This window comes from Helicobacter saguini (assembly GCF_000762875.2).
Taxonomy (GTDB): Bacteria; Campylobacterota; Campylobacteria; order Campylobacterales; family Helicobacteraceae; genus Helicobacter_A; species Helicobacter_A saguini.
The window spans coordinates 60,223-78,699 of record NZ_JRMP02000002.1; the positions used below are offsets into that span (position 1 = coordinate 60,223).

Annotated in this window: 16 protein-coding genes and 1 pseudogene; 8 read left to right on the forward strand and 9 right to left on the reverse strand. The window is 37.8% G+C overall.

Annotated elements, in window-relative coordinates:
* The first annotated feature begins 86 nt into the window (after positions 1-86).
* The 5 genes from rpsO to LS64_RS01420 all read left to right on the forward strand — a co-directional run bounded on the left by rpsO (position 87) and on the right by LS64_RS01420 (position 6,468).
* Positions 87-362 (forward strand): 30S ribosomal protein S15, encoded by a 276-nt coding sequence (gene rpsO / locus LS64_RS01400; protein WP_034571802.1) that lies wholly within the window; start codon positions 87-89, stop codon positions 360-362.
* Between the two features lie 347 nt (positions 363-709).
* Complete coding sequence (locus tag LS64_RS01405) at positions 710-1,666, forward strand: tRNA dihydrouridine synthase (RefSeq protein ID WP_034574348.1); 957 nt, start codon at positions 710-712, stop codon at positions 1,664-1,666.
* 194 nt (positions 1,667-1,860) lie between these two features.
* The gene (locus tag LS64_RS01410) at positions 1,861-2,556 is read left to right on the forward strand and encodes an amino acid ABC transporter permease (protein ID WP_034571804.1); all 696 of its coding nucleotides are present in this window, start codon (positions 1,861-1,863) and stop codon (positions 2,554-2,556) included.
* Positions 2,553-3,374, forward strand: coding sequence for an amino acid ABC transporter ATP-binding protein (locus tag LS64_RS01415; protein WP_118949245.1), 822 nt, complete (start codon positions 2,553-2,555; stop codon positions 3,372-3,374). Before LS64_RS01410 ends, LS64_RS01415 begins: the two co-directional genes overlap by 4 nt.
* 550 nt (positions 3,375-3,924) lie before the next feature.
* Positions 3,925-6,468 carry a TonB-dependent receptor gene (locus LS64_RS01420; RefSeq protein ID WP_118988382.1) on the forward strand — a complete coding sequence of 848 codons (2,544 nt, stop codon included), beginning with the start codon at positions 3,925-3,927 and terminating at the stop codon, positions 6,466-6,468.
* A gap of 247 nt (positions 6,469-6,715) precedes the next feature.
* Here LS64_RS01420 and LS64_RS01425 read toward each other — a convergent pair whose 3' ends face one another.
* Positions 6,716-7,213 (reverse strand): flavodoxin, encoded by a 498-nt coding sequence (locus LS64_RS01425; RefSeq protein ID WP_034571051.1) that lies wholly within the window; start codon positions 7,211-7,213, stop codon positions 6,716-6,718.
* Positions 7,214-7,373: 160 nt separating this feature from the next.
* Here LS64_RS01425 and LS64_RS01430 point away from each other — a divergent pair, with 160 nt between their 5' ends.
* Positions 7,374-8,507, forward strand: a complete 1,134-nt coding sequence (locus LS64_RS01430) for a pyridoxal-phosphate-dependent aminotransferase family protein (RefSeq protein WP_052062400.1) — start codon at positions 7,374-7,376, stop codon at positions 8,505-8,507.
* 53 nt (positions 8,508-8,560) lie between these two features.
* Here LS64_RS01430 and LS64_RS01435 read toward each other — a convergent pair whose 3' ends face one another.
* Entirely contained in the window at positions 8,561-9,181 is a 621-nt protein-coding gene (locus LS64_RS01435) for a DedA family protein (protein ID WP_052062399.1), read from the reverse strand.
* Positions 9,182-9,440: 259 nt separating this feature from the next.
* Between LS64_RS01435 and LS64_RS01440 the strand changes: the two genes are divergently transcribed.
* Positions 9,441-12,065 carry an ATP-dependent Clp protease ATP-binding subunit gene (locus LS64_RS01440; RefSeq protein WP_052062398.1) on the forward strand — a complete coding sequence of 875 codons (2,625 nt, stop codon included), beginning with the start codon at positions 9,441-9,443 and terminating at the stop codon, positions 12,063-12,065.
* Positions 12,066-12,117: 52 nt separating this feature from the next.
* Here the strand turns inward: LS64_RS01440 and LS64_RS01445 are convergent, their stop codons facing one another.
* From LS64_RS01445 to LS64_RS01470, 7 genes and pseudogenes are all read right to left on the reverse strand, one after another.
* On the reverse strand, positions 12,118-12,762 hold the full coding sequence (locus LS64_RS01445) for a trimeric intracellular cation channel family protein (RefSeq protein WP_034571048.1): 645 nt from the start codon (positions 12,760-12,762) through the stop codon (positions 12,118-12,120).
* Between the two features lie 94 nt (positions 12,763-12,856).
* The gene (locus LS64_RS01450) at positions 12,857-13,243 is read right to left on the reverse strand and encodes a GtrA family protein (protein WP_052062397.1); all 387 of its coding nucleotides are present in this window, start codon (positions 13,241-13,243) and stop codon (positions 12,857-12,859) included.
* A gap of 51 nt (positions 13,244-13,294) precedes the next feature.
* Positions 13,295-13,849, reverse strand: coding sequence for a L,D-transpeptidase family protein (locus LS64_RS01455; RefSeq protein WP_034571045.1), 555 nt, complete (start codon positions 13,847-13,849; stop codon positions 13,295-13,297).
* Positions 13,850-13,878: 29 nt separating this feature from the next.
* The gene (locus tag LS64_RS13755) at positions 13,879-14,637 is read right to left on the reverse strand and encodes an SPOR domain-containing protein (RefSeq protein ID WP_337190731.1); all 759 of its coding nucleotides are present in this window, start codon (positions 14,635-14,637) and stop codon (positions 13,879-13,881) included.
* 132 nt (positions 14,638-14,769) lie between these two features.
* Positions 14,770-15,423, reverse strand: a pseudogene (locus LS64_RS13000) (septal ring lytic transglycosylase RlpA family protein); the annotation flags it as partial.
* Between the two features lie 288 nt (positions 15,424-15,711).
* The gene (locus LS64_RS01465; protein ID WP_034571317.1) at positions 15,712-16,857 is read right to left on the reverse strand and encodes an acyl-CoA dehydrogenase family protein; all 1,146 of its coding nucleotides are present in this window, start codon (positions 16,855-16,857) and stop codon (positions 15,712-15,714) included.
* 40 nt (positions 16,858-16,897) lie between these two features.
* Positions 16,898-17,314, reverse strand: coding sequence for a hypothetical protein (locus LS64_RS01470; RefSeq protein ID WP_034571320.1), 417 nt, complete (start codon positions 17,312-17,314; stop codon positions 16,898-16,900).
* Between the two features lie 90 nt (positions 17,315-17,404).
* Between LS64_RS01470 and LS64_RS12270 the strand changes: the two genes are divergently transcribed.
* Complete coding sequence (locus LS64_RS12270) at positions 17,405-18,400, forward strand: shikimate dehydrogenase (protein WP_034571323.1); 996 nt, start codon at positions 17,405-17,407, stop codon at positions 18,398-18,400.
* Positions 18,401-18,477: the final 77 nt, after the last annotated feature.

Sequence of the window (18,477 nt, forward strand, 5' to 3'; positions counted from 1 at the left end):
AAACTTTGAATTTTAGCAAAAATAAAACAAAATTATGTTAAAATTCAAGCTTATTTTTGATTTTTAATACCATTTAGGAGGCTATTATGGCTACGGAATTGGCGAATAAAAGTGAAATCATTGCGAAATTTGCGCGTGATAGCAAGGATACAGGCTCAAGTGAGGTGCAAATCGCACTGCTTAGTGCTAGGATAAATAAGCTAACAGAGCATTTGCGAAATAATCCTAAAGACCACTCAGGGCGTCTTGGGCTTTTAAAGCTTGTAAGTGATAGAAAATCGCTACTAAAATATCTTAAAAAAACGCGATATGAAACCTATGTAAAAACCATAAAAGAGCTAGGCATAAAAGATAAAGCATAGATTCTATAGAATCTTAAGGCGTGGTTTTGTCATTGCGAGACTTTTGCGTGGCAAAAGGCGTGACAATCTAGATTTTATAAAATGTTTATGTAATCGATACTTCAAAATATCGTATAGTATTACTTAAATAATTGTTACATCGAATTTAATCTCCACAAAAGATTATAGTTCTTTTAGCATTCCTTGTTCTAGCGATAATAATATTTTATAAAATCATAGAATCTAAACACGCAAAAGGCTAAAAAATGACTTATAATACGATTTATAATAACGCAGATTTGCTTTCTTTTCACCTGCAAAATTTTAAGGCAAGTAAGGGTCAAAACCCCCTGCCACAGCCACTTTTAATGCTAGCTCCTTTGGCTGGGTATAGCGATTTGCCCTTTCGTAAAGTGGTGAAAACTTTTGGCGTGGATATTACCGTTAGCGAGATGATTAGCTCTCACGCACTCGTGTATGAAAATAAAAAAACAAATCTTATGACGCTGAAGTCGCCTAATGAGATTCCATTCGCGCTCCAGATTGCTGGGAGTAAAGATTCTATCTTGCAAAAAGCGGTTGAGAAAATTAATGATTTTGCGTGGGTGGATATTATTGATTTTAACTGCGGATGTCCAGCCCCAAAGGTCGCAAATCACGGCAATGGCAGTGCTTTATTAAAGGATTTGCCACGACTTACGCAGATTCTAAAAAACATTCGCAAGGCTGGAATTAAAAAGATTTATAGCGTGAAAGTGCGGCTAGGATATGATAAAAAAATCCCGCTAGAGTTGGCGGATGCGATTAATGAAAGCGGCGTAGATTACGCGGTCGTGCATGCGCGCACAAAAATGGATGCTTATAAAAAAGAAAAAATTGATTATGATAGTGTGGCACTAATGCGTGAAAGGCTGCACGTGCCGCTAATTGTCAATGGTGAGATTAGCTCTTTGGAATCTTTTAATGCGGTGATGAGTCGCACTGGGGCTGCGGGGGCGATGATAGGGCGTGCGGCGCTAAAGTCGCCTTGGATTTTTTGGCAGATTCGTAACAATACTTCGGCACTGCCTTTTGAGTTAAAACGCGACTTGGTGCTAAGTCATTTAGATTCTATGTTTGAGTTTTATGGCGAACGTGGCGTGGTGATGTTTCGCAAGAATCTGCACGCGTATGCTAAGGGCGTCCCGAATGCAAGTAGCTATAAAGACTTTGTAAATACGGAGCGCAACTATCACGCCTTGCGAGATTCTATCATCACTTTTTTTGAATCTAACACTTTGCAACCAACCGACCTAACCCCCATTTTTAATAAAAAAAGCGTGTGAGATTTTAAACATAATTTATTTTCATTCTGCTTTGTCTAAGCTCCACTTAAATAAAAAATATTTTAGTATCTCAATATCTATATTCTTTATATTTAAATGCTAGAATCTAGATTCTATAAATTGAATTTTTGATTTGAGTTGATTAGTAAATTCATAGTTTTTTATCATAAAAGTTACAGAATCAAAGGAAAAAAATGTTTGATACGCAGTATTTTTTGAGTGTTTTTATTAAACTTTTGCCTGCTATTCCTATTACATTTTTTATTACCATTTTTTCGTTTGTTGTGGGCGGGATTTTGGGCTTTTTTATTGCCTTAATTCGCATTTATAAAGTGCCTGTGCTTTGTCAAATTGCGACATTTTATGTCTCCTTTTTGCGTGGCACACCGCTACTTGTGCAGCTTTTTATGTTTTATTATGGCATTCCCATTATGCTAAGGACTTTGGGTTTTGATAGCGATTATCTTAATGAGATTGACGCCCTATATTACGCACTTTTTATTTTTTCTTTGTATGCGAGTAGCTATCTTAGCGAGATTACGCGCGCTGCACTTTTGAGTGTTGATAAGGGGCAGCTTGAAGCGGCGTATTCGGTTGGGATGACCTATACACAGGCACTTTGGCGAATTATTTTACCTCAGGCTTTTATGATAACGCTTCCTAATTTGCTTAATTTTTTCATAATGCAACTCAAAAATACTTCGCTTGTATCAATAATAACCGTTGGCGATTTGATGGGCGCTGCAGATATGGAATCTGGGGCTAGCTCGAAATTTTTAGAAGTCTATTTAATGGCTGCATTGCTTTATTGGGTGATATGCGTGGGGCTAGAGTTTATTTTTTCGCGTTTTGAAAAGCGACTAGAAATCTTTAGAAGTAGGGCAAAATGATAGAAATTCGCGATTTGAATATGAGTTTTGGCAAAAAGCAGATTCTAAAAAATATCAATTTGGATGTTGGACGTGGCGAGATTATCGCGATTATCGGTCCTAGCGGGGCTGGGAAAAGCAGTCTGTTGCGAACTATAAATCTCCTTGAGACGCCACAAAGTGGAACAATTAAATTAGAAAATATGAAACTAAATTACGCAAAATTTACTAAATTTGAAGCTTTGAATCTAAGGCGAAAAAGTGCGATGGTATTTCAAAGTCATAATCTTTTTATTAATAAGAATTGTTTGCAAAATGTAACTGAAGCCTTAAAAGTCGTGCAGAAAATGGATTCTAAAGCGGCTGAAAGTGCGGCATTTGCGGCGTTAGAAAAGGTAGGAATGGCTAGCAGAGCTTTAAGCTACACACATGAGTTAAGCGGCGGACAAGCCCAGCGTGTCGGCATCGCACGCGCTTTGGCACTAAATCTTCCCATAATGCTATTTGATGAGCCAACAAGCGCGCTAGACCCAGAACTCGTAAGCGAAGTGCTAGAGACAATCCGCGAAATCAAGGGCAAGACGATGCTAATCGTAACGCACGAGCTAAATTTCGCCCGCGCAATAGCGGATAAAATCGTATTTATGGACGCGGGCGAAATCTTGCAAATTTCGCCGCCAAGGGAGTTTTTTGGCTTAGAATCTAGCTTTTTGGAATCTAATAATGCGGAAATTAATTTGCAAGATTCTAACAAAGAAGATTCTAGGATTTTAGATTCTAAACAACTTCGCATTAAGCAATTCTTAAGCAAAATGCAGGATTATAAAAAATATGTGTGAGATTTATCTAATACAAAGCTAATAAAACTTTTTCAAAATAAATATAATTTCTTTTAAATTTCAATAACAATTCTTATATATTATAATGGTATGTTACTTTTTGTAAGAAAAAATTAGAAATTATAGAATCTAATTTTTATTTTTTAAGGAAAAATTAACCTTTGATAAGATAAAATGATATTTATTCTATTAATATTTTAAATATTGCATTTTAGAATATTGTCTATAAAATTTATAGAATCTAAGTTGCATTATGAAAGATTTTAAAGATAAAGGTTTTTAGAATCTAGATTCTATAAAATATTTTTTACCTTAAGGGGTGGCAGGGCTTAGAATAGATTTAAAATATAAATTTAAATAAATTTATAAACCTAACGCCCACTCACCACCCTTTTAAAGAAGTGAATAGAATCTAGACTATAAATGTGTTATTTTAAGTGGAGCAAAATTCTCCTTTATAAAAGCATAGATGTATTGCTAAAGCTAAAATGACGAGATTTTATAAAATCTAAAATAAATATAGAATCTAAAATTACAAAAAGGATAACTTATGAGAAAATATGTTAGTATTAGTGTAGCTTTTGTGCTACTAAATGGAATGGGTTTAGGTGCGAGTGGAAGTATAGAATCTAGAGATTCTAAACAAAATATAGAATCTAAAAGGCTAGATTCTATAAAACTTGCAAACTTAGATTCCAAACAACGCATAGAATCTACAAAAATAGATTCTACACAACACATAGAATCTAACAACAAAGATTCTATAAAAACATTAGAATCTAATAGAAAAAATCTAGATGTTTCGCTATTGCTCAACATGACGGATAAAAACATGACGGATAAAATAGATTCTATAACACTAGCTAGATTAGATTCTAAAAACTTAGATTCTACACAACATATAGAATCTAACAACAAAGATTCTACAAACACAGAATCTAACATTATAAAACTAGCGGACGCCACAGATAGCACAGAAAATATAGCTATCACCCCCCCCCCCCCGTATAACAACAGCGACCCACACGAAAGCATACCAGCCACCAAAACAAACCGCCTTAACAAAGTCGTTACCACCGCCACAGGCTTCCAAACCACGCTCATACAAGAGCAGCGAAATGTCCAAATAATCGAAAACAGCGACATCCAAGATAAAGGCTACACAAGCGTAGTCGATGCCTTGCAAAATACGCAAATCACTTTCACCTACAATGGCTTTAACTCGCCAAATATCGATATGCGTGGGCAAGGCGCAGCAAGTCCGCGTGCGGTAAAAATCCTGCAAAATGGCGTCACACTTAATCTTATTGATAGCCCCTTTGCCTACAATCGCACGCCCATTGATACGATTGATGTGAATAATATCGAGCAAATCGAGATTATCCCAGGTGGTGGCGCGGTGCTTTATGGTAATGGCACGCGTGGTGGCGTGGTAAATTTTATTACAAAACGCGCATCGCAGACGCCTTATTTTAACGCAATTATCGGCACTGGCTTTAATGGCTTAAAAAGTGCGAATGATTATTATGGTCTTAGCCCTTATGTATCGGTAAATGGCGGTTTTAAAGCAGGGCAGAATCTTTTCATTACCGCGTCTGCTGGGTATTATGACAAGCATGGCTTTAGAGAGGGCGAGTTTAATCGTGGGTATAACTTGGCTAGTAATATCACTTATGATTTGAGTGAAAAGCAGAGTTTGAGCCTTAATTTCAACTTTTATCAAGACTGGTTTAGACTAGCTAATGGGCTTACAGCCGATGAGCTAAAAGCTAATCGCCGTCAATATAAGCAAGGAGATTCACAAAATAACATTATGAAAATCGCCACTTTGATAAGTTTGAATTATAATTACAAAATATTAGAAAATTTAGTATTTGACGCTACCGCATATTACACTTATGATAATAATACGCTAGTTGGCACACAAGGGCATTTTTTTGATAATAAGGCTGGGCTAAATACAAAGGCGAAATGGGATTATAACTTTTTTAAAGGGCAGCTAATCGGCGGATATGAGTTTATGTGGGCGAATGGGAGTAGGAGAAGTTATCAAAACACTTCCGCTATGCCTTTAATCATTGATATTACAAATAATCCTACGAAATTTTCAAACGCACTTTTTGCCCTAAATCGCAATACTTGGACTTCATGGCTTGATACATCTTTTGGACTTAGAATCGAAAACACGATTTATCAACTTTATAGACGTTCATATCAAAAACTTTTGCCTGTAGCACAGCCAAATGGACCTGTCACCACGATACAAAATCCAACTAGCAATTATACAAACTTTGCAATCGAAATTATGCCTAGCTTTAATTACAGCGACACAGGAAACGCATACATAAAATATGAACGTGGCTACATCTCGCCATCTCCATCAGAGCTAACAAATGGAGTAGGCTCAAGTACAAATCGCGTATATAGCGATAGCGGTGTAAAGCCTGAAACTTATGATACATTTGAAATCGGCGCAAAAGATTATCTTTTAGATTCTATATTTTTAAGTGGTGCGGTGTATTATACGCAAACCTACGATGAGATTTTTATCACAGGTGGCTTTATGAGTGCGAATGGCTGGAGATATTCAAACTACGCTATGACAGGGCGTCTAGGCTTTGAAATCAATGCAAAAGAAGACTTTTTTAGCTGGCTGCATTTAAATCAAAGCTTTAGCTATGTGTATTCGCAGATTCAACGTGGCGAAAATGCGGGAAATGAGATTCCATTCGTGCCAAATTATAAGGTATTTTTAGGCTTTAGCTTTGATATTTTTGACTTTGGTAATCAAAAGTTAAATCTATTTGTAAATACGATTTTTTATGGCTCTCAAACTATGCCACTTACTAACGCACAAGGCACAACTTATCAAAGGCAAAATGGCTATAATCTAACCGATTTAGGCTTAGTGTATAATATTTCAAATTTTACTCTTAGCGGGGGCATTCGCAATCTTTTTGATACCGAATATAACCTACTAACAGAAATACAAGGCATAATAGGACGAGGTGGCACAATCACAGGCTACACAGACCAACTATACTACCCAGCCCCAGGTCGCACCTACTACCTAGAACTCCGCTATAAGATGTAATCATACAAATTATAGAATCTAGATTGTCAAAAAACATATTTGTAGGACAATCTGTAAAGATTTTCACTATATTTTAGCTATTGTTTGTATTGTTATTATATAAGTTAGATTCTATAGAATCTAGCTAATCTTAAAGCTTAAACAAAATTAAATGAAAGTAACATAACAAAAAATCTTAAGCACTTACAAAAACCATAATTTATAAGCACATAAAATTATAAAATTAGAATCTAAAAGAAGTTTCTAACTAAAACCCTTCGCTTTTAAGCTGTTTAGCCCAAGCGTCTAGTCGGTCTTCAGTCTTATCATCCTGATTTACCTCATCAATTGCCAAGCCAAAAAACTTCCCATCCTTAGCGCCCTTTGAGCTATCAAACTCATATCCGCTAGTGCTAGTCTCACCTACGATTTTAGCGTCCTTTGCGATATTTTTCAAATGATACAACGCATCGCAAAATGTCTCGCTATAGCTATCCGCATCGCCTAGTGCTAAAAGTGCCACGGTTTTCCCTGCAAAGCTCACATTATCGCCCTTCAATGCATCCGCGAAGCTATCCCAGTCACTTTGCAACTCGCCATCACCCCAAGTGCTACTCGCCAAAATAATCTTGTCGTATCCTGCAATATCGCTAGGCTTCGCACTTGCCACATCAATTAGCTTTGCGTCCCCTAGCTTACTTGCTAGCTTTTCGCACACCTCAGTTGTAGTCCCGTTATCACTTCCAACAAATATTCCAATACTCATGTTTAATTCCTTAAATTAAATTTACAACCTAAAAGATAGAATCTTAAAGTTTGTTATACGCAAGGATACTATAATTTGCTTAACTCACGCATTATTTTTTGCTATACTTGCAAAATATTTTTACATTTTTTTACAAAACTTTACATTTTAAAGGAAATTTATGGAATCTAAACACACAAAAATCATTACCACACCGCTACTTTTCACACCCGGACCTACACCTAGCCCTGAGTTTATTCGTAATGCGATGGCAATTCCTACGCTTCATCACAGAACCCCCGAGTTTGAATCTATTTTTAGCACTGCAAGAGCTAGACTGCTAAAAATGCTAGAAATGCCAGAAGTGCTAATGCTAGCAAGTAGCGGCACAGGGGCAATGGAAGCGGCTATTGCTAACTTTTCTACAAAAAAGATTCTAACCATAAATAGTGGGAAATTTGGCGAGCGATTTGGAGCAATAGGACGGGCTTTAGGACGCGAAGTAGTCGAGATTATCAATGAATGGGATACGCCTGTGAGTGTAGATTCTATATTACAGAATCTAGATTCTAATGTGGAATGCGTATGCTTTCAAATATGTGAATCTGCAGGCGGTTTGAGCCATCCATATAAAGAAATCGCAAAGGCGCTGAAAGAACGTTCCCCGCACACTTTTGTCATAGCGGACGCCATAACCGCGATGGGCGTAGAAAGGCTAGATGTAAGCCACATTGATGTGCTAATAGGCGGCAGCCAAAAGGCATTTATGTTGCCCCCCGGCTTAGCCATTTTAGGCTTAAGCTCTTATTCTGTAAAACATATAGAATCTAACTCGTGCGGATACTATTTTAATCTAGGAAAAGAGCTAAAAAATCAACGCAAAAATACAACCGCCTACACTGCGCCAACTAGCATAATTATCGGGCTTAAGGCGTATTTTGATATGTTAGAATCAACAGGCTTTAATATGGATGATATTTATCATTATACTGCAAAAGTTGCTACCGCTACACGCAAATCCCTTGAGTCCTTAGGACTAAAAATATATCCCAAAACTCCCTCAAATAGTATGAGTGTAGTTATAGCAGAGTATGCAAAAGATGTCGCTAAGATTCTAAAGAATGACTTTAAAATCAACCTAGCCGGCGGACAAGATAGGCTTAAAGATAGAATCTTTCGCATAAATCACATGGGCTACATTCCATTACATGAAATATCATTTGTGCTAAATGCAATCGAACTAGCCCTTGATAAACTCTCCATTCGCAAATTTGACTCGAGCGCCAACCGCACCTTTTTTGAGAGTCTAATTTAAAAAACAATATTATCAACTACAACTACAAATGTATAGAATCTAGATTCTATATTTCACTCATTTTTATTCTTTAGATTCTGCAAAAACACATTATGTTTTAGACGTTTTTTGATATACATGTAAAATGCGATGAGGATTACGATGCCGATAAAGACGAGTGGGGCGAAATATGGGTATTTTAGTAACACTTTTATGATTTCAAGGAAAAAGCCGCTGGCATAATAGCCCAAAAGCCCAAGCGAGACGCCCCAAAGCACTGCACCCACGGCATTTATCACCAAAAATTTCACCATATTATACGCGCTAATGCCAACCGCCAAAGGCACGAACGTGCGCGCCCCATGGATAAATTTGCTAACCAAAAATAATAGCCAATCATATCGACGAATCATCACCTGCAAATACGCGATTTTGCGGCGATGTTTTCGTAGCATTTTGGCAATATCTTTGCGTTGAAAACGCGCGAGCAGTGCAAACATCGAGCTTCCAAGCACATTCCCAACGATAGCCAAAATGATACTCACACTCAAATCAAGCTTCCCCATAGCCGCCAGCACGCCAGCGGAGATAATCGCCACATACCCGCCGCCCATACAATACAAAAATAAAATAAGATAGCCAAAACTCTCTAAATTGCTATAATTTTTTAGAATCTCAAATGCTTCATTTTCCAAGATTTAGCCTTTGTTTGAAATAATTAACATTATATAAACAAAACCTTAAGATTAGCTCCATTGCATTATAGAATCTTCTTAGAATCTAAATATTTATAGAATCTAACTAATAAAAGTTTATAGCATTAGACTAATATTATTTTATATTATTACTATAAATTTAGCAGTTTATTTACCATTTTGCTAAAAAATATGTTAAGATTTCGTTTGTAAAATAACATTAAGATTCTAAAAACATAGAATCACAAGGAGAGAGACGATGAGCCAAAGCAGTATTTTTGATAAATTGACAAATCAAATGCGAGAGATTCTAAATAATGCAGCCCAGTTTGCCATAAGGCATAAAAATCCAGAGATTGAGCCGCTACACACGCTACTTGCAATGGTGGCAGATTCTAATAATCTTATGTATCAAGCCTTAGAAAAAGATAATGAGAATATAAACGCACTCATAGCCACGCTAACAGATTCTATTGAAAAGTTGCCAAAGACTAGCAATACAAATGCTGAAAATATGAGCATTTCAAAGGATACGCATAATGCGTTGCAAAACGCCCTTGCCCTTGCGACTACGGAGGGCGATAGCTACATCGGCTTGGATAGTTATATAAGGAGCAATCTTGATTCTTATTTTAAAGACTATCTTAAGAATATTGACAAGCTAGAATTGCTAAATACGTTAAAAAATATGCGAAAGGGTGCAAAAATAGATTCTCAAAGTAGCGATGATATGCTAGAAACTTTGAGTAAATATGGCATTGATTTGACAAAATTAGCTAAGGAAAACTCGCTAAATCCCGTTATCGGTCGCAATGAAGAAATTGAGCGAATGATGCAGATTCTAATTAGAAAAACAAAAAACAATCCTATACTTTTGGGTGAGCCAGGCGTGGGGAAAACTGCGGTGGTGGAGGGCTTGGCTATAAAAATTGCCAAAGGTGAAGTCCCCTTTAGCCTGCAAAGTAAAAGGGTTGTCGCACTTGATATGACCGCACTTATGGCTGGGGCGAAGTATCGGGGCGATTTTGAGGAGCGACTGAAAGCTGTTGTGGATGAGGTTAAGAAAAATAATGATGTGATTTTATTTATCGATGAGATTCACACAATAGTTGGTGCGGGGGCTAGTGAAGGTGGGATGGATGCGGCAAATATCTTAAAACCAGCCCTTGCAAGGGGCGAATTGCGAACAATCGGTGCGACAACGCTTAAAGAATATCGCAAATATTTTGAAAAAGATGCCGCTTTGGCACGACGTTTTCAACCTATAAGTGTGAATGAGCCAAGCCAAAATGAGGCACTGCAAATTATGCGTGGGATAAAAGAGAGCCTTGAGACGCACCATAATGTTAGTATCACTGATGGCGCACTTGTGGAGAGCGTGAAACTTTCAAGCCGCTATATCACAAATCGATATTTGCCAGATAAGGCAATCGACTTAATTGATGAAGCAGCAGCAGAACTAAAAATGCAAATAGAATCTAAGCCAAAGCAGATATTGAAAGCTGAGCGAGAATTGCAAACGCTAGAAGTAGAAAAAGCGGCATTAAATCTTGAAAAAAGCGAAGAAAACACAGAGCGGCTAAAAGAAATCGAAAAAGAACTAGCCGATAAACGTGAGAATCTAGCACAACTCCAAGCGGTTTTTGAAAATGAAAAGGGCGTATTTAAGGACATTGCCGAGACTAAAAGCGAGATAGATTCTATGAAACGCGAGCTAGATTTATCCAAACGCAGCGGCGATTATAATAAGGCTGCTGAGATTCAAAATGCAAAGATTCCAAGTTTAGAATCTAAACTCAAAGAGTTAGAATCTAAGTGGGATGATATACAAAAGGCGGGGTCGTTATTGCGGCACTCGGTTAGTAAAGAGAGCATTGCTGAAGTCGTGTCACGTTGGACGCAAATCCCTGTTGGCAAAATGCTAGAGAGCGAAAAGCAAAAGATTTTGCAAATTGAGGAGAATTTGAAAAAAAGCGTGATAGGGCAAGATGTCGCTATAGAATCTATTGCAAGGGCTATAAAGCGAAATAAGGCAGGATTGAATGATGCAAATCGCCCGATTGCTTCTTTTCTATTTTTAGGTAGTAGTGGCGTAGGCAAAACGCAGAGTGCTAAGGCGCTAGCAAAATTTTTATTTGATAGTGAAAAAGAATTGATTCGCCTTGATATGAGCGAATATATGCAAGAAATTGACGCGACAAAGCTAACAGGTGCAGCCCCTGGCTATGTTGGCTATGAAGAGGGTGGAATCTTAACTGAAGCGGTGCGGCGGAAGCCTTATAGCGTGGTGCTTTTTGATGAAGTAGAAAAGGCGCACCCTAAAGTCTTTAATGTGCTGCTGCAGATTCTAGATGATGGGCGATTGACTGATAATAAGGGAATGACGATTGATTTTAAAAATACAATTATCATTTTGACAAGTAATATAGGAAGCGAATTTATCTTGCAAGATATGAGTGATAATGAGAGAGAAGAGGCGATAAATAACGCGCTTAAGGGCTTTTTCCGCCCAGAGTTTTTAAATCGCTTGGATGATAAAATTATCTTTAATCCGCTTAGCATTAAGGATATTCGCACAATTATTGACATTTTGATAAATAATGTGCAAGAAAAGCTAAAAGATAGGCATATCACTTTGAGACTAAGTGAAGAGATTAAAGATTATATCTCAAATATCGGCTTTGATTCTATATATGGAGCGCGCCCTTTGAAACGCGCCGTGCAACGAATAATCGAAGATAAAATCAGCGACCTTATTTTGAATAATGAAGTGCATGAAAAAAGCGAAATATTTTTTGATATAAAGGATGAAAAGGTCATTACAAAAGTAACAGATTCTAAAAACGCTACTAAAAAAGGTAGCGCCAAAAGCAAAGCAAAATAGATTCTAGAATCTTGGCTAAAAAAAATATCAACATTTTAAATAGTTTTAGAATCTACTTTTTAGAATCTTTATCAATATCTTTCTTAGAATCCTCATAAATAAACACAGGCAAACTTAGCTTAAATTTCACCGCAATCATGCGAAAAGAAAAGCCAAAAATAAGCGTCAAAATCACGCTGACATCGGCATTCAAAGGCGTATAAAAATACAAACAATAATACAGCACACACGCCACAATCGACACGCTCGCATAAAGCTCTTTTTGAAACACAAGCGGAATTTTATTACACAAAATATCGCGCGCAATCCCCCCAGAAATCCCCGTAATCACGCCAGAAATCACACACACAATAAAGCCAAACTCATGCTCAATCGCCTTATTTACGCCAATAATGCTAAAGGCAATCAGCCCAATGGCATCCAGCATCAAAAAAAGTCGCGAGAGCGAAGCAAAAAAGTATGGAATCTTGGTGGTTAGCATAGAGCAAAAGCAAAGCATCAGCACATATTCAGGGTGCTTTACCCAAGTCATCGGGTGCATATTTAGCACAATATCGCGGATTGTCCCACCGCCAATTGCCGTTACAAGCGCAATCAAAAGCACGCCAAAAAGGTCCATCTTATGCCGCCCAGCCGCAAGCGTGCCTGTGATAGATTCTGAAACAATCGCGATGATATATAGGGTTTGGAGTATCATTTTTTACCTTTGTGTAGTGTTATTAACCAAAAGAATTAATGGTTAAATTAATTAGATTCTACAATATTTTCTAACACTTAACACAAAATAAATTCTAGCTTAATTTATAAATCACAAAATGGCGAATACTAAAATTAAAGATAAAAGCTAAACCAGTGGCTAGAATCTTACCTAAAAGTGGTGGCATTAAAAAAAATTGCACACAAACATAAAGCATACTCATATCAATCAATAACCCAAGAAAACTAGCTAAATAAATAAAAAAAGTTTCCTTAAATAGTGTATGTTTAGAATTTATAAAAATAAATTTTTTCGCAAAAATGAAATTCCATAAAGTTGCAATAATAAAACTCAAAAATCCAGCAAATAAGTAATGAAATTTTAAAATATCATTAAAAATAAAAAATACAGCCCAATTCACTAAGGCAGCAGAGCCACCGACAAATAGATATTTTATAAAATTGCTAGTTAGAATTTTCAATTTATTATTCCTTGTTAATTTAAGAAAAAGAGAGCTAATTTATACAATCTCTTAGGGCAAAATAATAATCTTAGTTTTCAGTGGCACCGCGTGATAAAGCTCATACATATCCGCGTCAAATAGCGCGATACAGCCATCAGTCCAGTCGCCATAGCTAGCAAAAAGCTCACGCAGCCCATTAAAGCCATTTGGTAGCCCATGGATTTTAATATCCCCACCAGCACTCTTACCTTGCGAAGCCGCGTAAGCTCTATCTTTCGCATTTGGATAGCTAATGCCAAGATTCATATAAAACTTGCTATTTGGATTTTTAGAATCGATAAAATACTCGCCCTCAGGCGTTTTCTTATCACCCTCAAATTGCTTATGCCCCACAGGATTTCGTCCGAGCGCGATTTTATAAGTCTTTAAAAGCGTGTCATTTTGATACACACTAAGCTCGCGTTTGCCCTTATGCACGATGATTTTATTTATTTTACTCTCGCCTTTAGAATCTAAAAGTTTGGAATCTATGCTATAAGTCGCCTTTTCCTTGCCTTGCAAATAAAAGAAAATCCCACAAATCGCAACAATGCTAAACCCTATAATACATAAAATTTTTTTCATTTTTTTCTCCGTTTTGGAATCTTTTAAGATTACTCTTTTACAATGTGGCCTTTGATGGCGTGGGTTTCAATAAAGGCTTTGGCTTCATCATAAGTTTTAAAGCCGCGAAGTGCTACGCGATATAAGCCCTTATCAGTTATTACAATGTCGGCTTGATAGTCGCTGTAATCGGGGTTTTTAGATATTTCTTGCAAAAATTTATTTGCGTTTTGCTCGCTGCTAAATGCGTTTAGCGAAATCATAAAATTGCCCTTTTTAGATTCTATATTTTGTGATTTAGATTCTATATTTTTTGGCTCGATTTTAGAATCTTTAGAATCTTGCGGCACAGCTTTAGAATCTTGGCTCTTAGATTCTATATCATTTGTCAAATCTTTTAGCTTATCTAGGGCGTTATCTAGGTCTTTATTCGCATTTCCTATATCTTTGCTTAAGTTTTCCTTAAGCTCTTTATTGATAGATTCTAGCTCTTTTGTGACCTCGTTTTCAAGCGGCTTTTTAGCCTCTTTGGTGTCCTTGCTTGGCTCTTTCACATTCCCTTTAGAATCTAGCTCCTCATTTAGCAACTCCTCCTCAAATATAGAATCTTCACTCTTAGAATCTTTTGGCGGCATTTTAGATTCTATAGAATCTTTGGAGATTTCACTAGGTTTAGAATCTTGCGGTGTTTGCGTGGTTTCACCCGCTTTAGATTCTATAGAATCTGTAGTTTCTATCACTTCCACTTTAGAATCTTTTGGCGTAAATGGCTTAGATTCCACTTTAGATTCTGGCTTTTTAGAATCCATAGAATCTTTAGAATCTTGCGTAGTTTTGGGCGTTTCAGTCACTTTAGATTCTATAGAATCTTGCGATTTTTTAGTCGTTTTGCTTGGTTTAGATTCTATATTCTGTTTAGAATCTTGTATAGTTTTCACACTTTCACTTCCCTTAGATTCCGCCTTAGAATCCCTACTCAAATTATTAGAATCACGCGCATCCTCGCCCTTATTACTAGCCAAATCCCCGCCAAATCCCACGACCTCAAGCCGCACATTCGCCACACCCTTGCTAACCATCGCAATATCGTGCGCCGCGACATTTGATAAATCAATAATGCGCCCCTCCACAAACGGACCCCTGTCATTTATCCGCACCACCGTGCTTTTGCCCGTATCCTTGCTAAACACACGCACAATCGTATTCATCGGCAGCGTCTTGTGCGCGGCGGTGTGGGCGTGCATATTGTAGGTCTCGCCATTACTTGTCGCCTTCGCGTGAAAATCAGGACCATACCAACTCGCAATGCCATCAAAAGTATCGCCGACCTTCACAGGATGCGGCGTGTAGGTCTTGCCACGCACGGTGTAGGGCTTCATCGTGGCGCGCTGTATCGCCTCGCTATCGCGCATACCGCCCATTAGGCTCTCTGTTGGCGTGAAATGCCCGCTACCAGCCACCGGCGGCTCATAAGTTTTAGAATCTTTATCCTTGCTACTTTTTGTAACACCTTTGGACGTGCCTTTAGTGCCACTTTTAGAAGTGCCGCTTGAACCGCCCCAGCCACCACTTTGCCCTACACTTGAGTTTTCCACTAATGGCGTATCAAAGCTACTTTGCCCACCTTGTGCGTATTCGCTTTTGTATTTCACCGCATTATTATTGTAGTCGCTTAAGCCCTCATAGCTTTTAAAGCTCCCAGCCCCGCCGCGATATTTACTCTCTGGCGCACATCCTACCAACATAAAAATAAACATAAATAATACAAAATATCGCAACATATTCCCTTGAAAAATTTTAGATTCTATAACTTCACTTCGCATACACAAGAATTAGATTCTATATTTTAATTGTTAAGATTTAATAGAATCAAGAATGCTATCCTACTTCACAATGTCTTCCCCAAGCCATTTTTTAAGTATATCAGGCGTAGGCGACATAGCCAAAGATGCGTAGCTATCGCGTAAATATCGCTCCAAAGGCAAGTGCTTGCTATATGCGATTCCCCCACCTAGCTTCATTGACAAGCCACAAATCTCAAGCACATTTTGCGTGGCATTAAGTCGCGCCGCAAACGCCAGCCGCAAGGCATTCACATCACTTCGCTCATACGCATCCACCGCATTAAAAGTCAGTGCGTGCTGGCTTGCCACCTTTGTGTAAATATCAGCCAGCTCAAGCCGCACCAGCTCGACATCCGCAATGCTGCTACCATCGTCATACTTGCGATTTTTGCAGTGCGACAAAATGCACTCAAACGCCGCACGTCCCAAGCCACTATACACCCCAGCAAAGCCCAAGATTCCATAAATCATCGTAAAATCCGTCTGCGTCCCACCCTCGCCATCACTACCTATTCGATAACGCGAATCAACCCACACATCATTATACACAATCGGCGCGGAGTTATTCCCACGCATTCCTAAGCCGTCCCACGTGCTACTTTCAACGCTTAGACCGGGCGTTTTTGCACTCACAAGCCAGTTATTTCGCCCACCTTTGACATCGTGCGAATTTGTATATGTAAGGAAAAAATCAGCGTAATTGCTGCTAGTCACAAAGCTTTTACGACCGCTTAAAATCACGCCCGGGACGCCATTTTTGCTCTCTGGCTTCTCTGTCATATCAATGCCAAAATGCGACCCACTCTCACGATACGCAAGGGCAATCACAATCTCACCATTTGCGATTTTTGGGAGCAACTCAGCCTTCATAGAATCTGTCCCAAACTTCGCAATAGCGAGCGTCCCACCGCTATGCATCGTGTAGCACAGGGCAGTCGTAGGGCAATACTGCGCAAAAATGTAACAAATAGTAACATAATCTCGCATCCCCCCGCCCAAGCCGCCATACTCCTTTGGCACGAATAACGCAAGGAATTTCAGCCGCCGCATCGCATCATAAGCCTCTCGCGGAAACTCGCCCTTGCTATCGACTTCTTTGGTAAATGGCGCGATATACTTCCTAGCAAATGCGTGCGTCACGCTCTCTAAGTTTTCTAAATTCAGCACTAAATTAGAATCTGGCATATTTCTCCTTTATTATGAATTTCCTAACTTTTTATAGAATCTACTTCTTAATCTTAGCGATTTTTTTATTATAAGTTTCCTCTTTTAAAGGGTTGATTTTTTCTTGCTTAAAGCTCCTGCCGATTACTTTGCCATCATAAGCTCGCACAAATAGCGTATATGCGCCATTCAAATCCATTGACAGCTCATACACAAAGTTATTTTTTTTATCATAAAATTTGTAGCCGATAAGATTGCCAGAAAGCGTGCCAACAATAGGCTCACCGCCCTTTACAACCACGCTTTTACCGCTACTTTTCTCAGTTTGATGATACTCGACATTCGTGCAAGTCGTGCTAGCCACAGGGCAAAACGACTTTATCCAAATAAGATAGCTCTCGCTCTCAAACCCCGCCCCAGCCTTTAAAACGCACGCAAAAATGCTAAAAATCGCAATGAATTTCGCCAAAAATTTCATATTTTCTCCTTAAAATTTCGCTAGATTCTATCATATAAGCTATAATTTTTCGTAAATTTTTGCGTTTTTAAGCTATTGTAAAGGAAAAGTATGGAATCTAATATCACAACAAATAAAAAAAAACTATACGCTGTAATAGGCAATCCTATCAAGCATTCTCTCTCGCCACAGATTCAAAACGCCGCGATAAATGCACTGAATCTAAATGCGTTTTATGCCAAAATCTTGCTGCCACGCGAAATTGATGCTAAATTTTTAAAAGATTTTATTTTTAGTAGCGATATTTTTGGGCTAAATGTTACGCTTCCTTTTAAAGAAATCGCGCTTGGGACGCTAGATTCTATCGATACTTTAGCCCAGAAAATCGGCGCAGTAAATACGATTGTGCGGCTTTTAGATTCTAAAGGAAAAGAAATTTTAAAGGGCTATAATACCGATGCTTTCGGCTTTTACTCCTGTGTAGATTCTATATTGAATGGAGATTCTAAACTTGATTTTATAGAATCTAAGGGCGAAGATTCTATAGAATCTAAGTCGCAAGATTCTAAAGATTCTAATAAATTTATAGAATCTAACTTGCAAGATTCAAAAAAAGATTCCATAGAATCTAACAATAAAAACGTCCTAATACTCGGGGCTGGTGGGAGCGCTAAAAGTATCGCCACGATTTTATCCCACCACAATATCCCCTTTACAATCGCAAATCGTAGCCACGAAAAACTCAAACATTTTGAGAAATTTTGTAACACTATCACTTTTGATAAAATAGATTCTAAATGGGTATCGCAAAACGCATTTGATATTATCGTAAATGCCACAAGTAGCGGAGTGCAAGGGCTTTTGCCACTAGATTCTAATATGTTAGAATCTTTATTTAAAAACGCAAAACTTGCCTTTGATTTAATGTATTCTAAAGACGCTTTAACGCCTTTTTGCAATCTTGCAAAAGCCACACACACGCCCTTTTTAGATGGCAAAAATATGCTAGTTTTTCAAGGAGCATTTTCCTTTCTATACTTCCATAATTTAGAAAATTCTAAACTTCAAAATATCATAACTATTATGAATAAAAGTTTGGTAATTTAGAATATATAAATTGTTACTAGAAATACAATGAAATATTGTGAAATATTCTCTTTTCACAACAAAGATTCTATAAAATT

Bases quoted from the DNA above. Each gene is read 5' to 3' on its own strand.
- rpsO (WP_034571802.1), top strand. From the start codon at position 87: ATGGCTACGGAATTGGCGAATAAAAGTGAAATCATTGCGAAATTTGCG.
- LS64_RS01405 (WP_034574348.1), top strand. From the start codon at position 710: ATGCTAGCTCCTTTGGCTGGGTATAGCGATTTGCCCTTTCGTAAAGTG.
- LS64_RS01410 (WP_034571804.1), top strand. From the start codon at position 1,861: ATGTTTGATACGCAGTATTTTTTGAGTGTTTTTATTAAACTTTTGCCT.
- LS64_RS01415 (WP_118949245.1), top strand. From the start codon at position 2,553: ATGATAGAAATTCGCGATTTGAATATGAGTTTTGGCAAAAAGCAGATT.
- LS64_RS01420 (WP_118988382.1), top strand. From the start codon at position 3,925: ATGAGAAAATATGTTAGTATTAGTGTAGCTTTTGTGCTACTAAATGGA.
- LS64_RS01425 (WP_034571051.1), bottom strand. From the start codon at position 7,213: ATGAGTATTGGAATATTTGTTGGAAGTGATAACGGGACTACAACTGAG.
- LS64_RS01430 (WP_052062400.1), top strand. From the start codon at position 7,374: ATGGAATCTAAACACACAAAAATCATTACCACACCGCTACTTTTCACA.
- LS64_RS01440 (WP_052062398.1), top strand. From the start codon at position 9,441: ATGAGCCAAAGCAGTATTTTTGATAAATTGACAAATCAAATGCGAGAG.
- LS64_RS01445 (WP_034571048.1), bottom strand. From the start codon at position 12,762: ATGATACTCCAAACCCTATATATCATCGCGATTGTTTCAGAATCTATC.
- LS64_RS01455 (WP_034571045.1), bottom strand. From the start codon at position 13,849: ATGAAAAAAATTTTATGTATTATAGGGTTTAGCATTGTTGCGATTTGT.
- LS64_RS13755 (WP_337190731.1), bottom strand. From the start codon at position 14,637: ATGGATTCTAAAAAGCCAGAATCTAAAGTGGAATCTAAGCCATTTACG.
- LS64_RS01465 (WP_034571317.1), bottom strand. From the start codon at position 16,857: ATGCCAGATTCTAATTTAGTGCTGAATTTAGAAAACTTAGAGAGCGTG.
- LS64_RS01470 (WP_034571320.1), bottom strand. From the start codon at position 17,314: ATGAAATTTTTGGCGAAATTCATTGCGATTTTTAGCATTTTTGCGTGC.
- LS64_RS12270 (WP_034571323.1), top strand. From the start codon at position 17,405: ATGGAATCTAATATCACAACAAATAAAAAAAAACTATACGCTGTAATA.